The organism is Pseudomonas sp. Ant30-3 (assembly GCF_000690905.1).
Classification (GTDB): Bacteria; Pseudomonadota; Gammaproteobacteria; order Pseudomonadales; family Pseudomonadaceae; genus Aquipseudomonas.
This window is the reverse complement of the sequence record NZ_JMCL01000162.1, coordinates 1-16,581: the sequence shown is the minus strand read 5'-3', so window position 1 is coordinate 16,581 and position 16,581 is coordinate 1. Positions and strand designations below refer to the sequence as shown.

General features: G+C 60.2%; 14 protein-coding genes and 2 pseudogenes. 5 read left to right on the top strand and 11 right to left on the bottom strand.

Translation table 11 applies throughout. The features are described 5' to 3' along the window. Positions 1–451 precede the first annotated feature (451 nt). On the top strand, positions 452–1,603 hold the full coding sequence (locus DU29_RS0127815; RefSeq protein WP_028624639.1) for an MFS transporter: 1,152 nt from the start codon (positions 452–454) through the stop codon (positions 1,601–1,603). A 126-nt stretch (positions 1,604–1,729) separates the two neighbouring features. On the opposite strand, the pseudogene DU29_RS01000000130590 reads toward DU29_RS0127815, so the two are convergent. The 5 genes and pseudogenes from DU29_RS01000000130590 to DU29_RS0127790 form a co-directional block, all read right to left on the bottom strand. Further along, positions 1,730–4,036: pseudogene (locus DU29_RS01000000130590) on the bottom strand (TonB-dependent siderophore receptor); the annotation flags it as partial. Positions 4,037–4,125: 89 nt separating this feature from the next. After that, positions 4,126–5,109, bottom strand: coding sequence for a FecR family protein (locus DU29_RS0127805; protein ID WP_028624638.1), 984 nt, complete (start codon positions 5,107–5,109; stop codon positions 4,126–4,128). Positions 5,110–5,149: 40 nt separating this feature from the next. Continuing rightward, positions 5,150–5,650 carry a sigma-70 family RNA polymerase sigma factor gene (locus DU29_RS0127800; RefSeq protein ID WP_028624637.1) on the bottom strand — a complete coding sequence of 167 codons (501 nt, stop codon included), beginning with the start codon at positions 5,648–5,650 and terminating at the stop codon, positions 5,150–5,152. Between the two features lie 242 nt (positions 5,651–5,892). After that, entirely contained in the window at positions 5,893–6,339 is a 447-nt protein-coding gene (locus tag DU29_RS0127795) for a carboxymuconolactone decarboxylase family protein (protein ID WP_028624636.1), read from the bottom strand. 362 nt (positions 6,340–6,701) lie between these two features. Further along, complete coding sequence (locus tag DU29_RS0127790; RefSeq protein ID WP_028624635.1) at positions 6,702–8,144, bottom strand: mechanosensitive ion channel family protein; 1,443 nt, start codon at positions 8,142–8,144, stop codon at positions 6,702–6,704. Positions 8,145–8,420: 276 nt separating this feature from the next. Between DU29_RS0127790 and DU29_RS0127785 the strand changes: the two genes are divergently transcribed. Then, positions 8,421–8,603: a hypothetical protein gene (locus DU29_RS0127785; RefSeq protein ID WP_028624634.1), complete on the top strand. Its 183-nt coding sequence runs from the start codon at positions 8,421–8,423 to the stop codon at positions 8,601–8,603. Here the strand turns inward: DU29_RS0127785 and DU29_RS0127780 are convergent. Continuing rightward, positions 8,600–9,664 (bottom strand): AI-2E family transporter, encoded by a 1,065-nt coding sequence (locus DU29_RS0127780; RefSeq protein ID WP_028624633.1) that lies wholly within the window; start codon positions 9,662–9,664, stop codon positions 8,600–8,602. The genes DU29_RS0127785 and DU29_RS0127780 overlap by 4 nt on opposite strands. 163 nt (positions 9,665–9,827) lie before the next feature. Continuing rightward, complete coding sequence (locus DU29_RS0127775) at positions 9,828–10,691, bottom strand: LysR family transcriptional regulator (protein WP_028624632.1); 864 nt, start codon at positions 10,689–10,691, stop codon at positions 9,828–9,830. A gap of 96 nt (positions 10,692–10,787) precedes the next feature. Between DU29_RS0127775 and DU29_RS0127770 the strand changes: the two genes are divergently transcribed. Next, positions 10,788–11,711: a DMT family transporter gene (locus tag DU29_RS0127770; protein ID WP_028624631.1), complete on the top strand. Its 924-nt coding sequence runs from the start codon at positions 10,788–10,790 to the stop codon at positions 11,709–11,711. A gap of 51 nt (positions 11,712–11,762) precedes the next feature. On the opposite strand, the gene DU29_RS0127765 is transcribed toward DU29_RS0127770, so the two are convergent. Beyond that, positions 11,763–11,978, bottom strand: coding sequence for a hypothetical protein (locus DU29_RS0127765; protein WP_028624630.1), 216 nt, complete (start codon positions 11,976–11,978; stop codon positions 11,763–11,765). A 90-nt stretch (positions 11,979–12,068) separates the two neighbouring features. After that, positions 12,069–12,785 carry a FadR/GntR family transcriptional regulator gene (locus DU29_RS0127760; RefSeq protein WP_028624629.1) on the bottom strand — a complete coding sequence of 239 codons (717 nt, stop codon included), beginning with the start codon at positions 12,783–12,785 and terminating at the stop codon, positions 12,069–12,071. Between the two features lie 144 nt (positions 12,786–12,929). Here DU29_RS0127760 and ampC point away from each other — a divergent pair, with 144 nt between their 5' ends. Further along, a complete protein-coding gene (ampC, locus tag DU29_RS0127755) occupies positions 12,930–14,099 on the top strand; it encodes a class C beta-lactamase (protein WP_028624628.1) in 1,170 nt (389 codons plus the stop codon). Positions 14,100–14,319: 220 nt separating this feature from the next. Here the strand turns inward: ampC and DU29_RS0127750 are convergent, their stop codons facing one another. After that, on the bottom strand, positions 14,320–14,865 hold the full coding sequence (locus tag DU29_RS0127750) for a DUF4174 domain-containing protein (RefSeq protein WP_028624627.1): 546 nt from the start codon (positions 14,863–14,865) through the stop codon (positions 14,320–14,322). 190 nt (positions 14,866–15,055) lie between these two features. After that, a complete protein-coding gene (locus DU29_RS0127745; protein ID WP_028624626.1) occupies positions 15,056–15,841 on the bottom strand; it encodes a sulfite exporter TauE/SafE family protein in 786 nt (261 codons plus the stop codon). A 383-nt stretch (positions 15,842–16,224) separates the two neighbouring features. Here DU29_RS0127745 and DU29_RS1000000132900 point away from each other — a divergent pair. Beyond that, a pseudogene (locus DU29_RS1000000132900) lies at positions 16,225–16,581 on the top strand (hypothetical protein); the annotation flags it as partial.

Sequence of the window (16,581 nt, the reverse complement as noted above, 5' to 3'; positions counted from 1 at the left end):
CCCCCGCCATTCGGTGCCTCGCCTAGGCTCGGCATGCCCTCACTCCGGCATTGCTCCGGGGGCCCGTCGCCATCGGCCATCCATGGCCGGCGGCGACTACCGCGGCATCCTTGCCGCGGTGCCCCCTGCGCAACGCCTGCGTTCGGCCTCTGGGAAAGGGGCAGGTGGATCAAGATCAAGATCTGAAGCAAAGCAAAGCAAAGCCAAGCCAAGACAAGCCAAGCGAGATCGTTTGCGGCCACTCCCCGTTTGACTGTGCTGACGCTGTGCGTGGGAATGTCGCCTTGGCCTTTCCGCGTTCTAGCCTGCGTCCAGGCAGATCGACCTGCAGCAACCTATCGCGAAACAGCGATCGGCTGTGCAAGGATGTCGGCCTGACTGACCCGATGATCGAACCACCCCGGTCAGTCACTGTCCCTTGGGGACGCGACGATTTTTGCCAAGGATTGATATGACCAGCCTCAACACCCAGACCACTTTCGTGCCCGGCCGCCTGGAGCAAATGTCCACGCGCGTGGCTTTTTTCATTGCCGGTGTCGGGATTGCCGCATGGGCGCCGCTGGTGCCGTACGCGAAGGCCCGCGCCGGGCTGGATGAAGGCACGCTCGGGCTCCTGCTGTTGTGCCTCGGCGTGGGCTCGATTCTGGCGATGCCGATGGCCGGCCTGTTGGCGACACGCTTTGGTTGTCGTCGGGTTGCGGTCGGCGGCACTTTGCTGATCTGTGCAGCATTGCCTTTGTTGGCGACGGTGACTTCGATACCGGCGCTGATCGCGACGTTATTCATGTTCGGCGCAGGCCTGGGCACGGTGGACTCGACGGTGAACCTGCAAGCCGTGATCGTCGAACGAGCCAGCGGCAAGAACATGATGTCGGGTTTCCACGGGCTGTTCAGCCTCGGCGGGATTGTCGGTGCGGCGGGTGTCAGCGCGCTGCTCGGTTTGGGCCTTTCGCCGCTGGGGGCGATGGCGGTGGTGATTGTCGTGCTGTTGCTGGCGATGCTGAAAGCCGCGCCGCATATGTTGCCGTATGGCAGCGAAAGTTCGGGGCCGGCATTTGCCGTGCCGCACGGCATCGTGCTGTTTATTGGCGGGATGTGTTTCATCGTGTTCCTCGCCGAAGGCGCGGCGCTTGACTGGAGTGCGGTGTTTTTGACCCAGGAACGCGGGATCGACACGGCCTACGCCGGCCTCGGGTATGCCGCGTTTGCCTTGACCATGACCATCGGCCGCCTGACCGGCGACGCCATTGTCCGCCGCCTCGGCGCCACGCGAGTGATTGTGTTCGGCGGCTTGACGGCCGCTGCGGGTTTGTTTCTGGCGACGTTTGCACCGACCTGGGAACTGGCACTGGTCGGCTACGCGTTTTTGGGCGCGGGCTGTTCCAATATTGTGCCGGTGCTGTACACCGCCGTCGGCAAACAAACGGTTATGCCTGAAAGCGTTGCCGTGCCGGCAATTACCACGCTGGGTTACGCCGGCATTCTGGCCGGACCCGCAGTCATCGGTTTCATCGCCCACGCCAGCAGTTTGAGTTTTGCCTTTGGGTTGATGGCCATTTTGCTGGTGGCGGTGGCGATCGGTGGGAAGGTGTTGAAGGTTTGATGCTTTGGTGAATCTCAAACCGTCTTCGCGGGCAAGCCTTGCTCCCACGCGCGGTGGCGTCGGACACGGGATCAGTGATCCCTCTGTGGGAGCATGGCTTGCCCGCGATGCGGTCACTTCGGCCTGTCAGAACCCAACGCTTGCCTGCACGAAGAATGTGCGAGGCGCGCCGACGTACATCCCCGCGTTGTTGTCGCTGGAGCGGGTGAAGTATTGCTTGTCGAAGATATTCTTCACCCCGGCGCCGAGTTTCAGGTTCGACAGCTGCGCGCCAAAATCATAACCACCGCGCACGTTCCAGGTGACATAGCCAGGGATGTCGCCGTATTGGCCGTCCGCCGTGCCTTCGGTGATGTAATCGCCGCTGAAACTGCCATCGGCATTTACCGCAGTACCCGGTGAGCGCTGTTTCGATTGGGCGAACGCATCGACATTGTAGGTCCAGCGGTCGATGTCGTAACGCAGGCCGGCGGTCACTACCTGGCGTGAATAGAACGGCAAGTCACGGCCCTTGAACGCAGGGATTTCCCCTTCATACACCGCGCGGGTGTAAGTGAAACCGGCGTTGGCCGTCAGCCCGTCAAGCCGTGAATCCAGTGCCGCCAGGTCGTAATGCACCGACGCTTCAAGCCCGCGGTGCGTCGTCGCGCCGAGGTTGGTCCAGCCGGCATCGTTGCTGATGTATTGCAGCTCTTCGTCGAAGTCGATGTAGAACAGCGTCACCTCGCCGCCCCACACATCATTGTTGAAACGCGTGCCCACCTCATAGGTCTTGGCCTTTTCCGGGGTCAGACCGCTAGCCGGCTCGTCACCCGTACCGCCCTGGCCAAGCTGGAAATACTGCAGGCTGCCAAACGACGTCTCATAGTTGGCGAACAGTTTCCACGCATCGGACAGGTGATACATCACGCTCAGGGCTGGAAGCGGCTCGTTGCTTTCGATGCTGCGGTTCTTCTCCGTCACCGGCCGCCCCGCCGTGTCGAGTACCGGGCGGTCGTGCCAGTCAGTGCTGATGTGTTCGAAGCGGATGCCCGGTGTAACGGTCCAGTTGCCGACGTCAATCTTGTCGTCAATGTAGACAGAGTTGGCCTCGGTGCCGCCGGTGCGATCCTGATAAACATGGCCGTCCGCCCCCGGACGCACCACCGGCTGGTTGTTGACCAGCGCCAGACGGCTTGCCTCTTCGTGCATGCCTTCCTTGAGGTAGCGATAACCGACGCTGACTTCCTGAGTGGTCGGCCCGACGTCGAACACGCGCGAAACCCGCGGCTCAATGCCGAAGGTGTAGTAAGTGCGCGGAAATGAGCCGAGGGTGCGCTGATCACGGGCGGCGATATTGCTGCCACGGAAGCTGTCGGAATAATAGGTCAGCACTTCGGCCTGGGTGCGGTCGTCGACCTGCCGCGCCCACTTGAAGGAGACATCCTTGCGGCGGCCGCTGAAGTTGTCGTTATTGCGATCCGACTGAAACGGATCGGCGTCGTATTGCGCCTGAGTGAGGCCGCCGGGCATGTCGGCGCTGGCATCGTAGTAATGAAAATTAAGACTGAAATCGTCGACATCGGTAGGCGCCCAATGGGTCTTGAGCAGCACATCGTCGATGTCGTTGCCGTGGTTGCGTTCGCGATAACCGTTGCCGTTCACGCCCGAATACAGCAGCGCCACGCCGATGCCGTTGTCCGCCGTGCCGCCGACGAACGCCGTGTCGATGTGTTTCCAGCCGCCGTGTTGCGAGGTCTCCAGGGTCGTGCCGATTTCCGCAGTGGCCTGCTCCGGGATTGCCCGAGTAACGAAGTTGATCACCCCGCCGACGTTCTGCGGCCCATAGCGCACGGACCCGGCACCGCGAACCACGTCGATGCTGTCGAGGTTGCCGGAAGAAATCGGCGCCATCGACAGCTGCGGCTGGCCATACGGTGCGAACGCCGCCGGCACGCCGTCGATCAGCACCGTGGAGCGTGGCGACAGACGCGACGTCAGGCCGCGCACACCAACGTTCAGGGAAATGTCACTGCCGCCGGTGCCATTGGCCTCCTGCACCTGTACTCCCGGCACCCGACGCAGCACATCGCCGACGTTCATCGCGCCCTGATCGAGCATCGCTTCGCGGCGGATCACCGTGCGCGCACCGGGATGGTTCTGCACCACGGCGGCGTCCGCGTCGCCGAGCCAGTCACCGACCACTTTGATGTCGGTCACGCCCAGCTCCAGCGGACCAGTGCTCGCGGAAGTCGGCGCCGGCGTCAGGGTCACCGAGCCTTCGTTGATCTGGTGCTCAAGACCGCTGCCCTGCAGCAATACGCGCAGGGCCTGTTCCGGCGAAAGGTTTCCATCCACCGCCGGCGCCTGTTTTCCTGCCACCAGTTCCGGGCTGAAAAAGACCTGCAGAGAGATTTGCTGACCCAGTTCGCTCAGCGCCTGACCCAACGGCTGGTATCCTGTGGATCGCAAGAGTGTGCGTCTGTTAATGCAAACCAGTTGCAGTTGGACAAGAAGACGATGAACTCGAAAAAAACCTGAATCTATTTTGAAATTATCTGGTGACTGCCGTCGTCCAGCGTTCGCACGGCCACCGGCAAAATGCTCGGCAAGGCTTTGAGCAACGCGTCGGTGTTGTCGGATTTGAACACGCTGGTCAGGCGCAGGCTGGCCACTTTTTCATCGCTAACAGTCAGCGGTTTGTCGCGGTAACGCGACACTTCCTCAGCCACTTCACGCAGGCTGGCGTTGTGGAACACCAGTTTGCCGCTGCGCCACGCGGTCAGGTCCGCAGGATTGACTGCATAGGCTGCGGTCACTTTTCCCTGGGCATCGACCCGTGTGGCGAGGCCGGCAGTGAGGCTGATGAAATCGCCAACCGCTGCCTCTCGTCCCTGCACCTTGACCGTGCCCTGCTCCACCACGACGCGGGTTTCGCCGACATCACGGCGTACATCGAAACGCGTGCCGGTCACGGTGATCCTGCCGTTGCCTGTGTCCACCACAAACGGCCGGTGACTGTCGTGCTCGACGGTGAACATCGCTTCGCCCGCCGTCAGTTCGAGGCTGCGCAGGTCTTTTGCATAACGCACCTGGAGCCGACTGCGACTGTTCAGCTCCACCACCGACCCGTCCGGCAGCGTGACTTGCCGCCGCTCACCAAACGCGGTCGCATAATCTGCGCTGTACGTCCCGGAGGAATTCGTCCCCTTGAACAGTACGAAACCGAGCGCCACCACCAACACACTGGCGGCCACTGCATAACGCAACAGCGGTCGCCGTTTGCTGCGAACCGACGGGGTTTCGCACAGGGCTTGCAGGCGCGCAGCCGGTAACAAATCCGCCGCTGCCCACATCCTCTGCAGCACCTGGAATTCGTCGGCATGTTGCGGGTGTTCAAGCAGCCAGCGCTCGAAACGCTGACGCTCGTCCAGGTCGATGGCCGGCTCCTGAAGACGCACAAACCATCGCGCCGCCTCATCGCGAACCGCTGTTTGCCCGCATGCGCAGTCGCCAATATCCGTCATGGAAGTTCCTGTTGGGCTAGAGGTGCGAAGGCGCTGAAGATCATGGCTGCAAACCCTCCAGACGATCGCGCAGATGCCGCAGGGTGCGGATCATATATTTTTCCACCATGTTCTTGGACAGGCCCAAGCGCTCGGCGATTTCCGCCTGGGTCAGCCCTTCGATCTTCTGCCAGACGAATACCTGGCGGCAGTTGACCGGCAGTTCGGCCAGTGCACGCTCGATGGAATCAGCCAACTGGATCGCCCGCATGAAATGCTCCGGGTCGCCGGACGACGACACACTGTGATCGATCGCCTCCGACTCCATGGCGCCCCGCCGATCCTCACGCCGATAACCATCCACAGCGATATTGCGCGCTGTCTGGTGCAAGTAGGCCCGGGGCTGCTGCACCGCCGTCGAATCCGACTCGAGCACCCGCACGAAGGTGTCGTGGGCCAGATCCTCAGCCTGCTGACGATTTCTCAGGCGTCGGGTCCAGGTGCCAACCAACTCTTCGTAATGCTCGAAAAAGCCGTGTCTGCGGGGCAACTTGGGAGTCATTGCGGCGTGCTGCGCAAAAGGGGCGTGAATAGTAATGCTTCCTATTAACGGGAAGCAATGCATTCCCGCACAGGTTTATCGATGGTCTTACGCTCGTTCCGACGACTGGCGCCACACAGCGGAGCGCAGACACAAACCTGCGGCGATGGGTTTTTAATGACGGGGGCGTGTGTTGTCATCGCCACGCCGATGGTGACCTTGATGCGCAAGGTGCAACCACCGGCCGCGCCGTCAGCGGATGCTCATTGATCTGCTGCGGGCATTTTGCGAAAGCCCACTGCCAGACGGTTCCAGGCGTTGATGGTGGTGATGGCAACGGTCAGGTCGACCATTTCCTTGGGGGTGAATTGCGCCGAGGCGAACTCGTAATCTTCATCCGGGGCGTGCGTCTGACTCAGCAGTGTCAGTGATTCGGTCCAGGTTAGCGCGGCGCGTTCGCGTGGGGTGAAGAATGGCGTTTCACGCCAGGCCGACAAGGTGTACAGGCGACGTTCGGTCTCGCCGCCCTGGCGCGCATCGGCGGTGTGCATGTCGAGGCAGAACGCGCAGCCGTTGATCTGCGAAGCACGCAGCTTGACCAGCTCGATCAGGTTTTTTTCCAGGGGCAACATCGACACGGCGCTTTCCAGCGCGATCATGGCTTTGAGGGCGTCGGGGGATGCGGTGTAGAAATCGATACGAGGTTTCATGCCAAGGCTCCGGCTACAAAATGTGTGCAGCCAAGTTAGTCGCCCAGGCCTCGCAGGCAAATAGCCAATAGTGCAGAAGTTGAGTAGGCCACCGGTAACTGCTTCCTGATGCTACAAATGACGGGCGGTGAAGCTTGCTCGCGATGGCGGTGAGTCAGGTGGCATTGATGCTGGCCGACAGGGCCTCATCGCGAGCAAGCTCGGCTCCCACAGGGACCGATGTCGTTTGGATGGGCGCGTTCCATTGTAGGAGCTGGCTTGCCAGCGATGGCGGTCTTCGGCCCAGCCTGATTCTCACGAATGCACTCAATGCCTGAGCAAAGCTTGCTCGCGAACCCCGCACCGGCCACTCGCCGACGCCTCTACGCCCGCCGCCGCAGCCACTGTAAAAACCCCCGCTTCTGTGCAACTTGCGGGGTTTCCTGAGTCAGGGTCTGCGCCTTGTTCAAGCGATAATCCAGCAACGCTTTCATGGCGTCGCCGATGTCCTGCCGTGCATCGAGGTACGGTTTGAGATAGTCCTTCTCCAGCCGGTACACGCTGCAATACGTCTTGGCGGAAAAGTCCGCCGGCAGCGATGTGTTGGACAAGATCCCGCCCTCGCCGATCACTTCGCCCGGGCCCATGCGGCCGGACTCGAACTTGATGCCGCCTCGGTTCAATTCCACCGAGACCACCCCGGATTCGACGATCAGCAAGTGATCGCTGACCTCCCCGGCCGGCAAGATCAATTCGCCGGCGCGGAAAGTCTGCAGCGTCATGTTTGCGCAGAACGCGTCTTTCTCTTCCTCGCTCAACCCCGAAAAAATGCTTGAGCTGTCCAGCAGCGCTCTCGGCCGCGATAAACCGGCCGGTGCATTCGACTCGACGCTGGACAACAAGGACACGCCAGAGGCCTGCAACTGGCGAAACGCAAGGTCGTAGAGTTGATTGCGCACCATGCGTTTCTGGTCCATCGACTCTACAAAACCGCTGATTTCATATTCCACGCCGCTGCTGTTAGAGCTCTTCAAAGAGACGTTTGGTGCCGGTTTGCTCAACAACTGGCGACAGCCCTGCATCGCCCGTTCAAGCGCCTCGATCACCGTGCTCGGGCGTACATGGGGGCTTAGTTGCAGACTGATGGAAATGCCGAAGATGTCGATCGGTCGACTGAAATTGATGATCTTCGCTTTCGCCGCCAGCGAGTTGGGAATCACCGCCATGCTGCCTTGGGCGGTTTGCAGGCGCGTGGCGCGCCAGTCGATGTCGGTGACCCGGCCTTCCATACCGTCGATGGAGATCCAGTCATCCAGTTGATAGGGTTTGGTGGTGTTCAGCACGATGCCGGAAAACACGTCGCTGAGGGTGCTTTGCAAGGCCAGGCCGACGATGATCGCCAGTGCCCCGGACGTGGCCAGCACGCCTTTGACCGGCAGTTCCAGCACGTAGGCCAATGCCGCGATGACGGCGATCAGGAATATCACCGCGCCGAGCAGATCCTGCAGCAAACGCCCGGTGTGCCCGACGCGCTGCATCATGACGGCGCCGATCAGCACTGTCAGCGTTCGCGCACCGAACAGCCACCAGCCAATCTGCAAACCGGTGGCCGCCAGGTGCAGCGGCACATTGTCGGCAAACGGCGCGGGTTGCAGCGGGTTCATGCCGGCATTGAACAGCACCATGCTGAACAGCGCGAACACCAGCAGGCGGACCACCAGTTTCCACTGACTGCCGCTGGCACTCAACAAATGCCAGAGGCTCAGGTCAATGAGGATCAGCACCAGCGCGCAAACCAATGGATGATCGGTGAGCAGTGACAGCATCGAACAACTCCGGCAAAGGCCCATGGCGTGAGGATTTCACGCAGTGGCCACAGTGTAGGAGCAATTGAGCGGTTCAGAACCCTACGAAAAAATGTACAGCGTGCCCTACGCACAGTCGGCTTGTGTCACTGCAGATTTCGGCACGCCTCACTCGGCGAGGTGGCCGACTGCGGCGGTCAAACCTCGCTGGCATCAATGACGACTATTGAAAGCGTTGATTGTTCGTACGCACGCCGGATCCGTAAAGTAGCCCCATAGATTGATTGGAGGTTACCCATGTCCCAGGTTCAGATCATGTCCGTTATCGGCAGCGCCGTCCCCGCCCAACTCAGGGAGCTGGGTTTGCTCGCCTGTTGGTACCTGATGCAGGACGGCGAGCCGATCAGTGGCCCGCTTACCTCGCTGCCGGCCGCGCAGGCCTTGTCGCAACGCATCGTCCAGGGTCAGTTCTGCGCTTAGGAAGGCAACTGTACCCGTGGTTTGGTTTCGCTGAAGATCGCCCAGCTCGACATGAACAGCGCGGCGATCAGTGGCCCGATGACGAAGCCGTTGAGGCCAAACACCGACAAGCCGCCCAGCGTCGAGATCAGGACCATGTAGTCCGGCATTTTCGTGTCCTTGCCCACCAGGATCGGGCGCAGCACGTTGTCGACGAGGCCGATCACAAACACCCCGAACAACGCCAGCACGGTGCCCTGCCAGATCATCCCGCTGAGCAGGAAATACACGGCCACGGGTGCCCAGACAATGCCCGCACCCACTGCCGGCAGCAGCGACAGAAACGCCATCATTACCGCCCAGAGTAACGCGCTCGGGATGTCGAGAAACCAGAAAATAAACCCGCCCAACGCACCCTGCGTGATAGCCACCAGCAGGTTGCCCTTGATCGTTGCGCGCACCACCCGGTTGAACTTCAGCTGCAGACGACGTTTCTGGTTTTCCTGCAAAGGTACGGCGGCGCGCACTTTGCGCGCCAGCTCGGGACCGTCACGCAGGAAGAAGAACAGCAAGTACAGCATGATGAAAAAACTGATGATGAACTCGAACGTGCCCTGCCCAAAACTGAACGCCTGAGTGGCCAATACTTGCCCACCCTGCATCGCACTTTTGACGATTTTCTCGCGCAGTCCGTTCAGTTCTCCCATGCCGAAGCGATCCAGCTGATGCTGGAAATACACGGGAAGGCTTTGTTTGAACTGCGCCACATAGCCGGCGATGTCCAGCTCGCCGCTTTCGACGTTTTTGTAGAAAGTGGCGCCTTCCTGAACCAGCAATCCGCTGATGATAATCACCGGCAGAATCGCGATCACCAAACAGATGCTCAGGGTCACCAGCGAGGTGATATTGCGTTGCCAGCCGAACTTCAGTTGCATCCGGCGCTGCATCGGCGCAAAGACGATGCCCAAAATCACTGCCCAGAACACGGCGCCGTAAAATGGCAACAGAATCCAGATGAAGGCGAGGGTCACCAGGAACAGCAGAATCACCAGCGATTTGTTCTGTAATGTCTTGTCGTTCATGTCCAATCCATGTCAGTGCGCAGGGTCGCGGTTGCGCGGCCTGATGCTTAGTCCGCCACGGTTCGCGCAAGTGCCATCCGTTTGTTCAAGCATAGATCCAGATCGATAAATTCCGCACATGGGACGGTTCCAGAAGCCGTAATCTTTCGAATTTGCGCAGCCGTTACGCAAACTCCTCACGCAACATCGCCACAAACGCCTCGCGCGCCGGGTGCACTCCGGCGTTTTCATGCCAGTAAAACAGGTTATCGATGGCGGTCAGCTCGGCGAATTCGTAGCCAGCACATCCGGCGCCCCTGGCGTATTGATCGAACACGCCTTTAGGCACCAGCGCGACGCCGGCTCCGGCACTGACGCAGCCGACAATCGCTCCATAACTGGCCAGGCTGACGATCGGCAGCGCTTGCCCCTGACGTAACAGCCAATGTTCGAGCGCCGCGCGGTACGGGCAACCGACGGGCCACATGAACACGGTCTTGTCCTGCAAATCGGCGACGTCACGTATCGGGCCTAAAGATGTCGAGGCAATCAGCAAAAGGTCCTCGCGGTACATCTGTGTGCGCCGAGGTTGCGAGCGCTCGACGTCGACCGCGACAATCGCGCCGTCGAGCCGATGGTTGAGGGTGTCATCAAGCAGTTGGCTCCAGGCGCCGGTGGTCAATTCCAGGGCAACTGCCGGAAAGCGCTGGTGAAATTTGCCCAGCAGGCGTGGCAACCGGCCGGTGGCGGACGACTCGATAGCGCCGATGCGCAAAGGGCCGGAAGGTTCGGCGCACGGATCCACTGCGCGTTTGGCTTCCGCCGCCAGGGCAAGCATCTTCGAGGCATAGATCAGAAACGTCTGGCCTGCAGGGCTGATACGCAATCCCCTGCCCTCGCGCAGGAACAACGCCACACCCAGTTCCGCCTCCAGAGACTTCAACCGCGCGGTGATATTCGACGGCACGCAATGCAACAGCTCCGCTGCGCGGGCGATGCTGCCCTCGTCAGCCACGGTCTTGAACATGCGTATCTGCGCCAGCTCCATACATCACCAAAAGTGAACGGTTAAGCCAGTATAAGTCAGTTGTGGCGAACGGTCTGAGTTCTGATACTCAACGCATGAGCCCTCAGGTGACCGACCATGCAAGCTGAAAACACCGCCCCCTCTTCCCCCGTAAAAATCATGCTGGCCATGGCATTTGTCGTGGCGTGCTGGGCTTACTCGCCGACGGGGATTCACATCGGTTTGCAGGCGTACGAACCGGGGCATCTGGCGTTGCTACGGTTCCTGCTGGCCTCGGCGCTCATGGCCATGGTCGCGATGATCAAGGGCATTCATTTGCCCAACCTGCGCGATTTGCCGCTGCTGGTCGTCCTCGGTTTTTTTGCAGTGAGCCTGCATCACGTGGCGCTGAACGTCGGCCAGCAAAGTGTCAGCGCCGGTGCATCCAGCGTGCTGGCGCAATCGACGCCGCTGTTCAGCACGTTACTGGCCCGTTTCGTCTTCAAGGACAGCATCAGCCCGTGGCGCTGGGGCTGCGTCCTGCTGGGTTTGCTCGGCGTCGTGACGGTGGTGGCGGGTGATCGAGGGTTCGGCAGTATCGACGCTCACGGATGGCTGATTGTGTTGGCGGCAGTGTCCTGGTGTTTTTATTTTGCTCTGCAAAAGCACCACGGGCGACGCTACGACGGGTTGACGCTGGTGTGTTACACGGTCTGGTTCGGCACCTTGCTGCTGTTGGTGTATCTGCCTGGACTGACGAGCGAAGTGCTCAGCGCCGATTTTAATGTGCAACTGGCGGTGATCGGCCTGGGCATTTTTCCCAGCGCCTTGGCGTACCTGGCCTGGGCGTATGTGCTGGCGCATGTGGACCTGAGCCGCGCGACGATGACGCTGTACCTGATCCCGCCCACGGCCATGGGCATCGCGTCATTTGCGTTGGGCGAGCAGCCGACGGTGATGGTGGTGGCTGGCTCGGTGGTCGTGCTGGCGAGTGTGCTGGCGTTGAATCTGGAACGGCGGATAGCGGTCATGGGTGCACGACTTACCCGTGTAGAACAATGACGTGATCAGCCTGCCGTCCACAAAAAACCCGGCACACAGGCCGGGTTTTGTTTAGCGCCTGTCGTCGGAGAGCGGCGAAGGTTCGTCGGCCGGTGGCATGTCCTCGTCCGCCGTCGGATCTTTCCAGTCATCCGGACGTTCGGTGACGGCTGGATCCTTGGAAGGATCCATGCCTGGAGGCGCATCGTGATCCATGCCCGATTCGGACAGTGGATCAGCAGGGTCGGTGTTGGGCGTTCCGCCTTGGAACATCGAATCGTTAGACATGACGCACCTCATTGATGAGGTCCAGCAACTCTGGGCCGTACAGTTTGGAAAACGCTGCCGCGTGCAAGGTGCGGTCGAGTAGACCAACGGTTAGTCACGGTCGGCGAGAAAGCGGTCGCGGCTGTTAGTCAGGTGTAACCACATTGCGGCGCGCGCGGCGTCCGGGTCCTGACGCTTGATCGCGTTGAGAATGGCCTCATGTTCGAGATTGGCCAATTGCCCCAGCTTGGTCAGATCCGCCGCGCCGCGCTCGATCGCATTGACGCGGGTTCGCGGGATCATCGCACTACCCAGATGCTGCATGATTTCGCTGAAGCAGACATTGCCGGTAGCTTCGGCGATCAACAGATGGAAACGCTTGTCGGCCTCCACGCAACTGTCGTTATTGGCGAGCAGGCGCTGATAATCGTCCAGCGCTTCACGCATTTGCTGCACTTGCTGAACCGTGCGGCGCGTGGCGGCCAACGCCGCTGCCTGAGTCTCCAGGCCCATGCGCAATTCCAGAATGCCGCGCACGCCCAGCGCAGTGTCGACGCTCAGCCGCAGCCCCTGCTCCGGCGCACGCTCGATCACAAAGGTGCCGATGCCGTGGCGGGTTTCGACCAGTCCCGAAGCCTGCAACTTCGAGATCGCCTCACGCACTACAGTGCGGCTGACCCCGTGTTCCGCAACGATGGTATTTTCCGACGGCAGCTTGTCGCCCGGCTGCATTTGCCCGAGCAGAATGCTCTGAGTCAGTTTGGCGACCAGGTCGTGGGCCAGGTTGTGGGTGCGCTTGCGGGCAGGCGCGTCGAGGTCTTCTTGCATGGCGTTTATCCGAGAGCGGAGCTAACGGGATCGTAGCATTGGGGCGAGCGGTAATCTCTGAAAAAAGCCAACCTGGCGTGCAAGGTTGTCAAACCTCTCCAGAGTGCTTAGATTTTGCCCGCACCTCTGCGGAAAGGATCAGTCATGCCTGGCAACAAACTGAATAAAATGGCGTCCTGCGCTTTGCTCGTGCCATTGCTCACGGCAAGTCATTGCATCGCGGCCGATCGCATCGAAACCCTGGTCAACGCCGCCGTCGAACCGGTGATGCGGCAACAGCAGATCCCGGGCCTCGTCGTCGCGATCACCGCGAACGGCCAGCCGCGTTTCTTCAATTACGGCGTGACCTCGAAAGAAGCCGGCAAACCGGTGACTCAGGACACGCTGTTCGAAATCGGCTCGCTCAGCAAAACCTACACCGCCACCCTCGCCGCTTATGCTCAGGCCACTGGCAAACTGTCCCTGTCGGACAAGGCCAGTCACATTCTGCCGACGCTGCGCGGCAGTGCCTTCGACGGCATCAGTGTGCTTCAGCTTGGCACTTATTCTGCCGGCGGATTGCCGCTGCAGTTTCCGAGCGAGGCAGACGCGCCAGACAGAATGCTCGGGTATTTCAAAAACTGGCAAGCGGTTTACCCAGCGGGCACTCATCGCCAGTATTCCAATCCGAGTCTGGGCCTGTTTGGCTACCTGGCCGCCCAGCGCATGGGTGCGCCGTTCGATGAGGTGATGACGAAGACCGTGCTGCCCAAGCTCGGTTTGAAGCACACCTGGCTCAAGGTGCCCCCTGATCAGATGGGCTTATACGCTCAGGGTCACAACAAGGAAAACAAGCCGGTTCGGGTCGGGCCAGGGGCGCTGGATTCGCAGGCGTACGGGATCAAAACCAGCGCGGCGGATTTGATCCGCTATGTGCAGGCGAACCTGCAGCCGAAGGGTCTCGAGGCGTCGATGCAGCAGGCTATTGCCACGACGCACACGGGTTACTACAAGGTCGGGGAGATGACTCAGGGTCTGGGCTGGGAAATCTATCCCTACCCGGTGACGCTTGAGCAACTGTTGGCGGGTAATTCGACGTCAATGGCGATGGAGCCGCACACAGTCGAGTGGCTGAACCCGCCTCAGCTTCAACCCGATAATGCGCTGTACAACAAGACCGGATCGACCGGCGGCTTCGGCGCCTATGCTGCGTACGTGCCATCGAAAGACATCGGCGTCGTGATACTCGCCAACAAAAATTTTCCCATCCCCGAGCGAATCAAAATCGCCCATCAACTATTGAAGATTATCTCGCACCCAGCCGAATCCAAGTAGCAGCTTGTAGCAGCTCCCAAATCTGCGATGCCTTGTAGCAGCTGCCGAGCCTGCGAGGCTGCGTCCGAGCGCGCAGCGGTCGCCATCGGCACGACGATGAACGATCGGATAAACCGCAAATGCTTTGGCGAGTGCTTCGCACTCGGACGCAGCCTCGCAGGCTCGGCAGCTGCTACAGGGGACCGGCCGCTGCGTGCAATGTTGAGCGTTGGCCGCCGCCTTAGTCGTCGGGCATTTCCGGTGGCTTAGCAGGTTTCGCCGGTTTGGTGTTGGCGCCCTTGGTCGGCGGCGGAGCTGCTTCGGTGGCTGGCGGAGGGGCTGCCATTGCGGCTTCTTTTTCCGCCATCGGCATGGCGTCGATGGTGCTGAAAATCTTCTGCAGGTCAATGTCGTCCGACTGCTCGAGTTTCTTTTCGCCGTCCTTGCCCACCAGAATGACCTTGGTCTTCGCGCCAGCGCCCAACTTCAGCGAGCGGATCAAGGCCGCAGTGTCTTGCGGGCCCAGGTCTTTGCCTTCGCGCTGCCCCATAAGATTGAACACGGTGTACAACACCATGCTTCGGTCGGTGAAGCCTTTGCGGTTTTCAGGCTGGTCCAGGGATTTTTTCAGGCTTAGCCACGCCGGGTCAACCGTGCTTGGTGCGATGACAATCAGCGGTCGCGAGCGGCCTTTGTCCATGTCCAGCGGTGAGTCGCCATCGGCGGCGAGCAAGGGGCAGGCGAAAGCCAGCAAGGTAGTCAGGGTCAAGGACCTGAGCATGCGCATCTCCTTTTGATATCCACGCTCTAATGATTGCGCATCGCGGTGATTGTTCCGGGTGACGCAGCGCAATTGTGTCTCGCCTGGATAAAAGCTTAGGTCAGCGCGCTCATTGCGCAACCGACCGGGCGCAACTCATCGCTCGCCCTTCATCGCTTTATCGACGACCAGCGCCGGGATTGAAAGCTAATAAAGATCAGAACGCCAGTTTGTAACCGATCAACACCAGCATCGTTGCCAGGCAGGGGCGTAACACTTCATCGGAGATGCGGCCGGTCAGGTGGCTGCCGAGATAAATGCCCGGCAGCGAGCCGATCAGCAGATAGCCCAACACCTGCCAGTCCATGTTGCCCATGCTGGCATGGCCAAGACCGGCGACCAGGGTCAGTGGCACCGCGTGGGCGATTTCCGTACCGACCAGGCGGCGCGTTGGCAGCAGCGGATAGAGGATGAACAACGCCACGGTGCCCAGTGCGCCGGCGCCGATCGAGGTCAACGCAACCATGGTGCCCAGCACAAGACCGGTGATCACCGTGAGCACGTTGAGGCGCGAACCGCTCGGGTTGTAATGGCCACCCGCACGCTTGTGGGCGAAGTCCAGAAGGCGTTTCTTGAAGAAAATCGCCAGGGCGGTCGCGAACAGAACGAAGCCCAAGGCCTGCTTGATCACGGCGTTCATCGCATCGGGCGACGTGTGCAGCGTGCTCAGGAACCACAACGTCATCGCCACCGCTGGCACGCTGCCAAGGGTCAGCCAACCGGTGATCGCCCAGTCGATATTCTTGTTTTTGCGGTGAACCAGAACGCCGCTGGATTTGGTGATGGCGGCGTACAGCAAGTCGGTGCCGACGGCCGTCGCCGGGTTGATACCGAACCACAGCAAAATAGGCGTCATCAGCGAACCGCCGCCCACGCCTGTCATGCCGACGATGAAACCCACCACCAGCCCTGCCACGACTAACCCGACGTTCACCAAATCCATCAAGACATCCACTCAGACTGCGGGGAAAAACTGGCCCGCAGCATAGCGATTTTTCTTATAACTTCTTAGAACGATGGGGACTATCGTTATTCCGCTCGTTTGGTTTGGCGCACGAAGCTGTGAGGGCCGAGGTTCCGCCTGATGACAGTGTGTCAGGAGACTACTTGCTCGTGGATTTACACGGTCAGCTGTGGGAGTCGAGCTTGCTCCGGGCGGCCCTCCGACGATGGCGGTGCTCCAGGTGACGGTTGTTTTGAGGGTGTACATATCCGTTGTTGCGGTTGGGGCTGGTGTTGGTTTCGCCCTTACGGCGAGTCACTTGGAGAAGCGCCAAGTAACCAAGCGCTTTCGCCCCGCCATTCGGTGCCTCGCCTAGGCTCGGCATGCCCTCACTCCGGCATTGCTCCGGGGGCCCGTCGCCATCGGCCATCCATGGCCGGGGGCGACTACCGCGGCATCCTTGCCGCGGTACCCCCTGCGCAACGCCTGCGTTCGGCCTCTGGGAAAGGGGCACGCAGATCAAGATCAAGATCAAGATCAAGATCAAGATCAAGATCAAGATCAAGATCAAGATCAAGATCAAGATCAAGATCAAGATCAAGATCAAGATCAAGATCAAGATCAAGATCAAGATCAAGATCAAGATCAAGATCAAGATCAAGATCAAGATCAAGATCAAGATCAAGATCAAGATCAAGATCAAGATCAAGATCAAGATCAAGATCAAGATCAAGATCAAG

Bases quoted from the DNA above. Each gene is read 5' to 3' on its own strand.
- DU29_RS0127815 (WP_028624639.1), top strand. From the start codon at position 452: ATGACCAGCCTCAACACCCAGACCACTTTCGTGCCCGGCCGCCTGGAG.
- DU29_RS0127805 (WP_028624638.1), bottom strand. From the start codon at position 5,109: ATGACGGATATTGGCGACTGCGCATGCGGGCAAACAGCGGTTCGCGAT.
- DU29_RS0127800 (WP_028624637.1), bottom strand. From the start codon at position 5,650: ATGACTCCCAAGTTGCCCCGCAGACACGGCTTTTTCGAGCATTACGAA.
- DU29_RS0127795 (WP_028624636.1), bottom strand. From the start codon at position 6,339: ATGAAACCTCGTATCGATTTCTACACCGCATCCCCCGACGCCCTCAAA.
- DU29_RS0127790 (WP_028624635.1), bottom strand. From the start codon at position 8,144: ATGCTGTCACTGCTCACCGATCATCCATTGGTTTGCGCGCTGGTGCTG.
- DU29_RS0127785 (WP_028624634.1), top strand. From the start codon at position 8,421: ATGTCCCAGGTTCAGATCATGTCCGTTATCGGCAGCGCCGTCCCCGCC.
- DU29_RS0127780 (WP_028624633.1), bottom strand. From the start codon at position 9,664: ATGAACGACAAGACATTACAGAACAAATCGCTGGTGATTCTGCTGTTC.
- DU29_RS0127775 (WP_028624632.1), bottom strand. From the start codon at position 10,691: ATGGAGCTGGCGCAGATACGCATGTTCAAGACCGTGGCTGACGAGGGC.
- DU29_RS0127770 (WP_028624631.1), top strand. From the start codon at position 10,788: ATGCAAGCTGAAAACACCGCCCCCTCTTCCCCCGTAAAAATCATGCTG.
- DU29_RS0127765 (WP_028624630.1), bottom strand. From the start codon at position 11,978: ATGTCTAACGATTCGATGTTCCAAGGCGGAACGCCCAACACCGACCCT.
- DU29_RS0127760 (WP_028624629.1), bottom strand. From the start codon at position 12,785: ATGCAAGAAGACCTCGACGCGCCTGCCCGCAAGCGCACCCACAACCTG.
- ampC (WP_028624628.1), top strand. From the start codon at position 12,930: ATGCCTGGCAACAAACTGAATAAAATGGCGTCCTGCGCTTTGCTCGTG.
- DU29_RS0127750 (WP_028624627.1), bottom strand. From the start codon at position 14,865: ATGCGCATGCTCAGGTCCTTGACCCTGACTACCTTGCTGGCTTTCGCC.
- DU29_RS0127745 (WP_028624626.1), bottom strand. From the start codon at position 15,841: ATGGATTTGGTGAACGTCGGGTTAGTCGTGGCAGGGCTGGTGGTGGGT.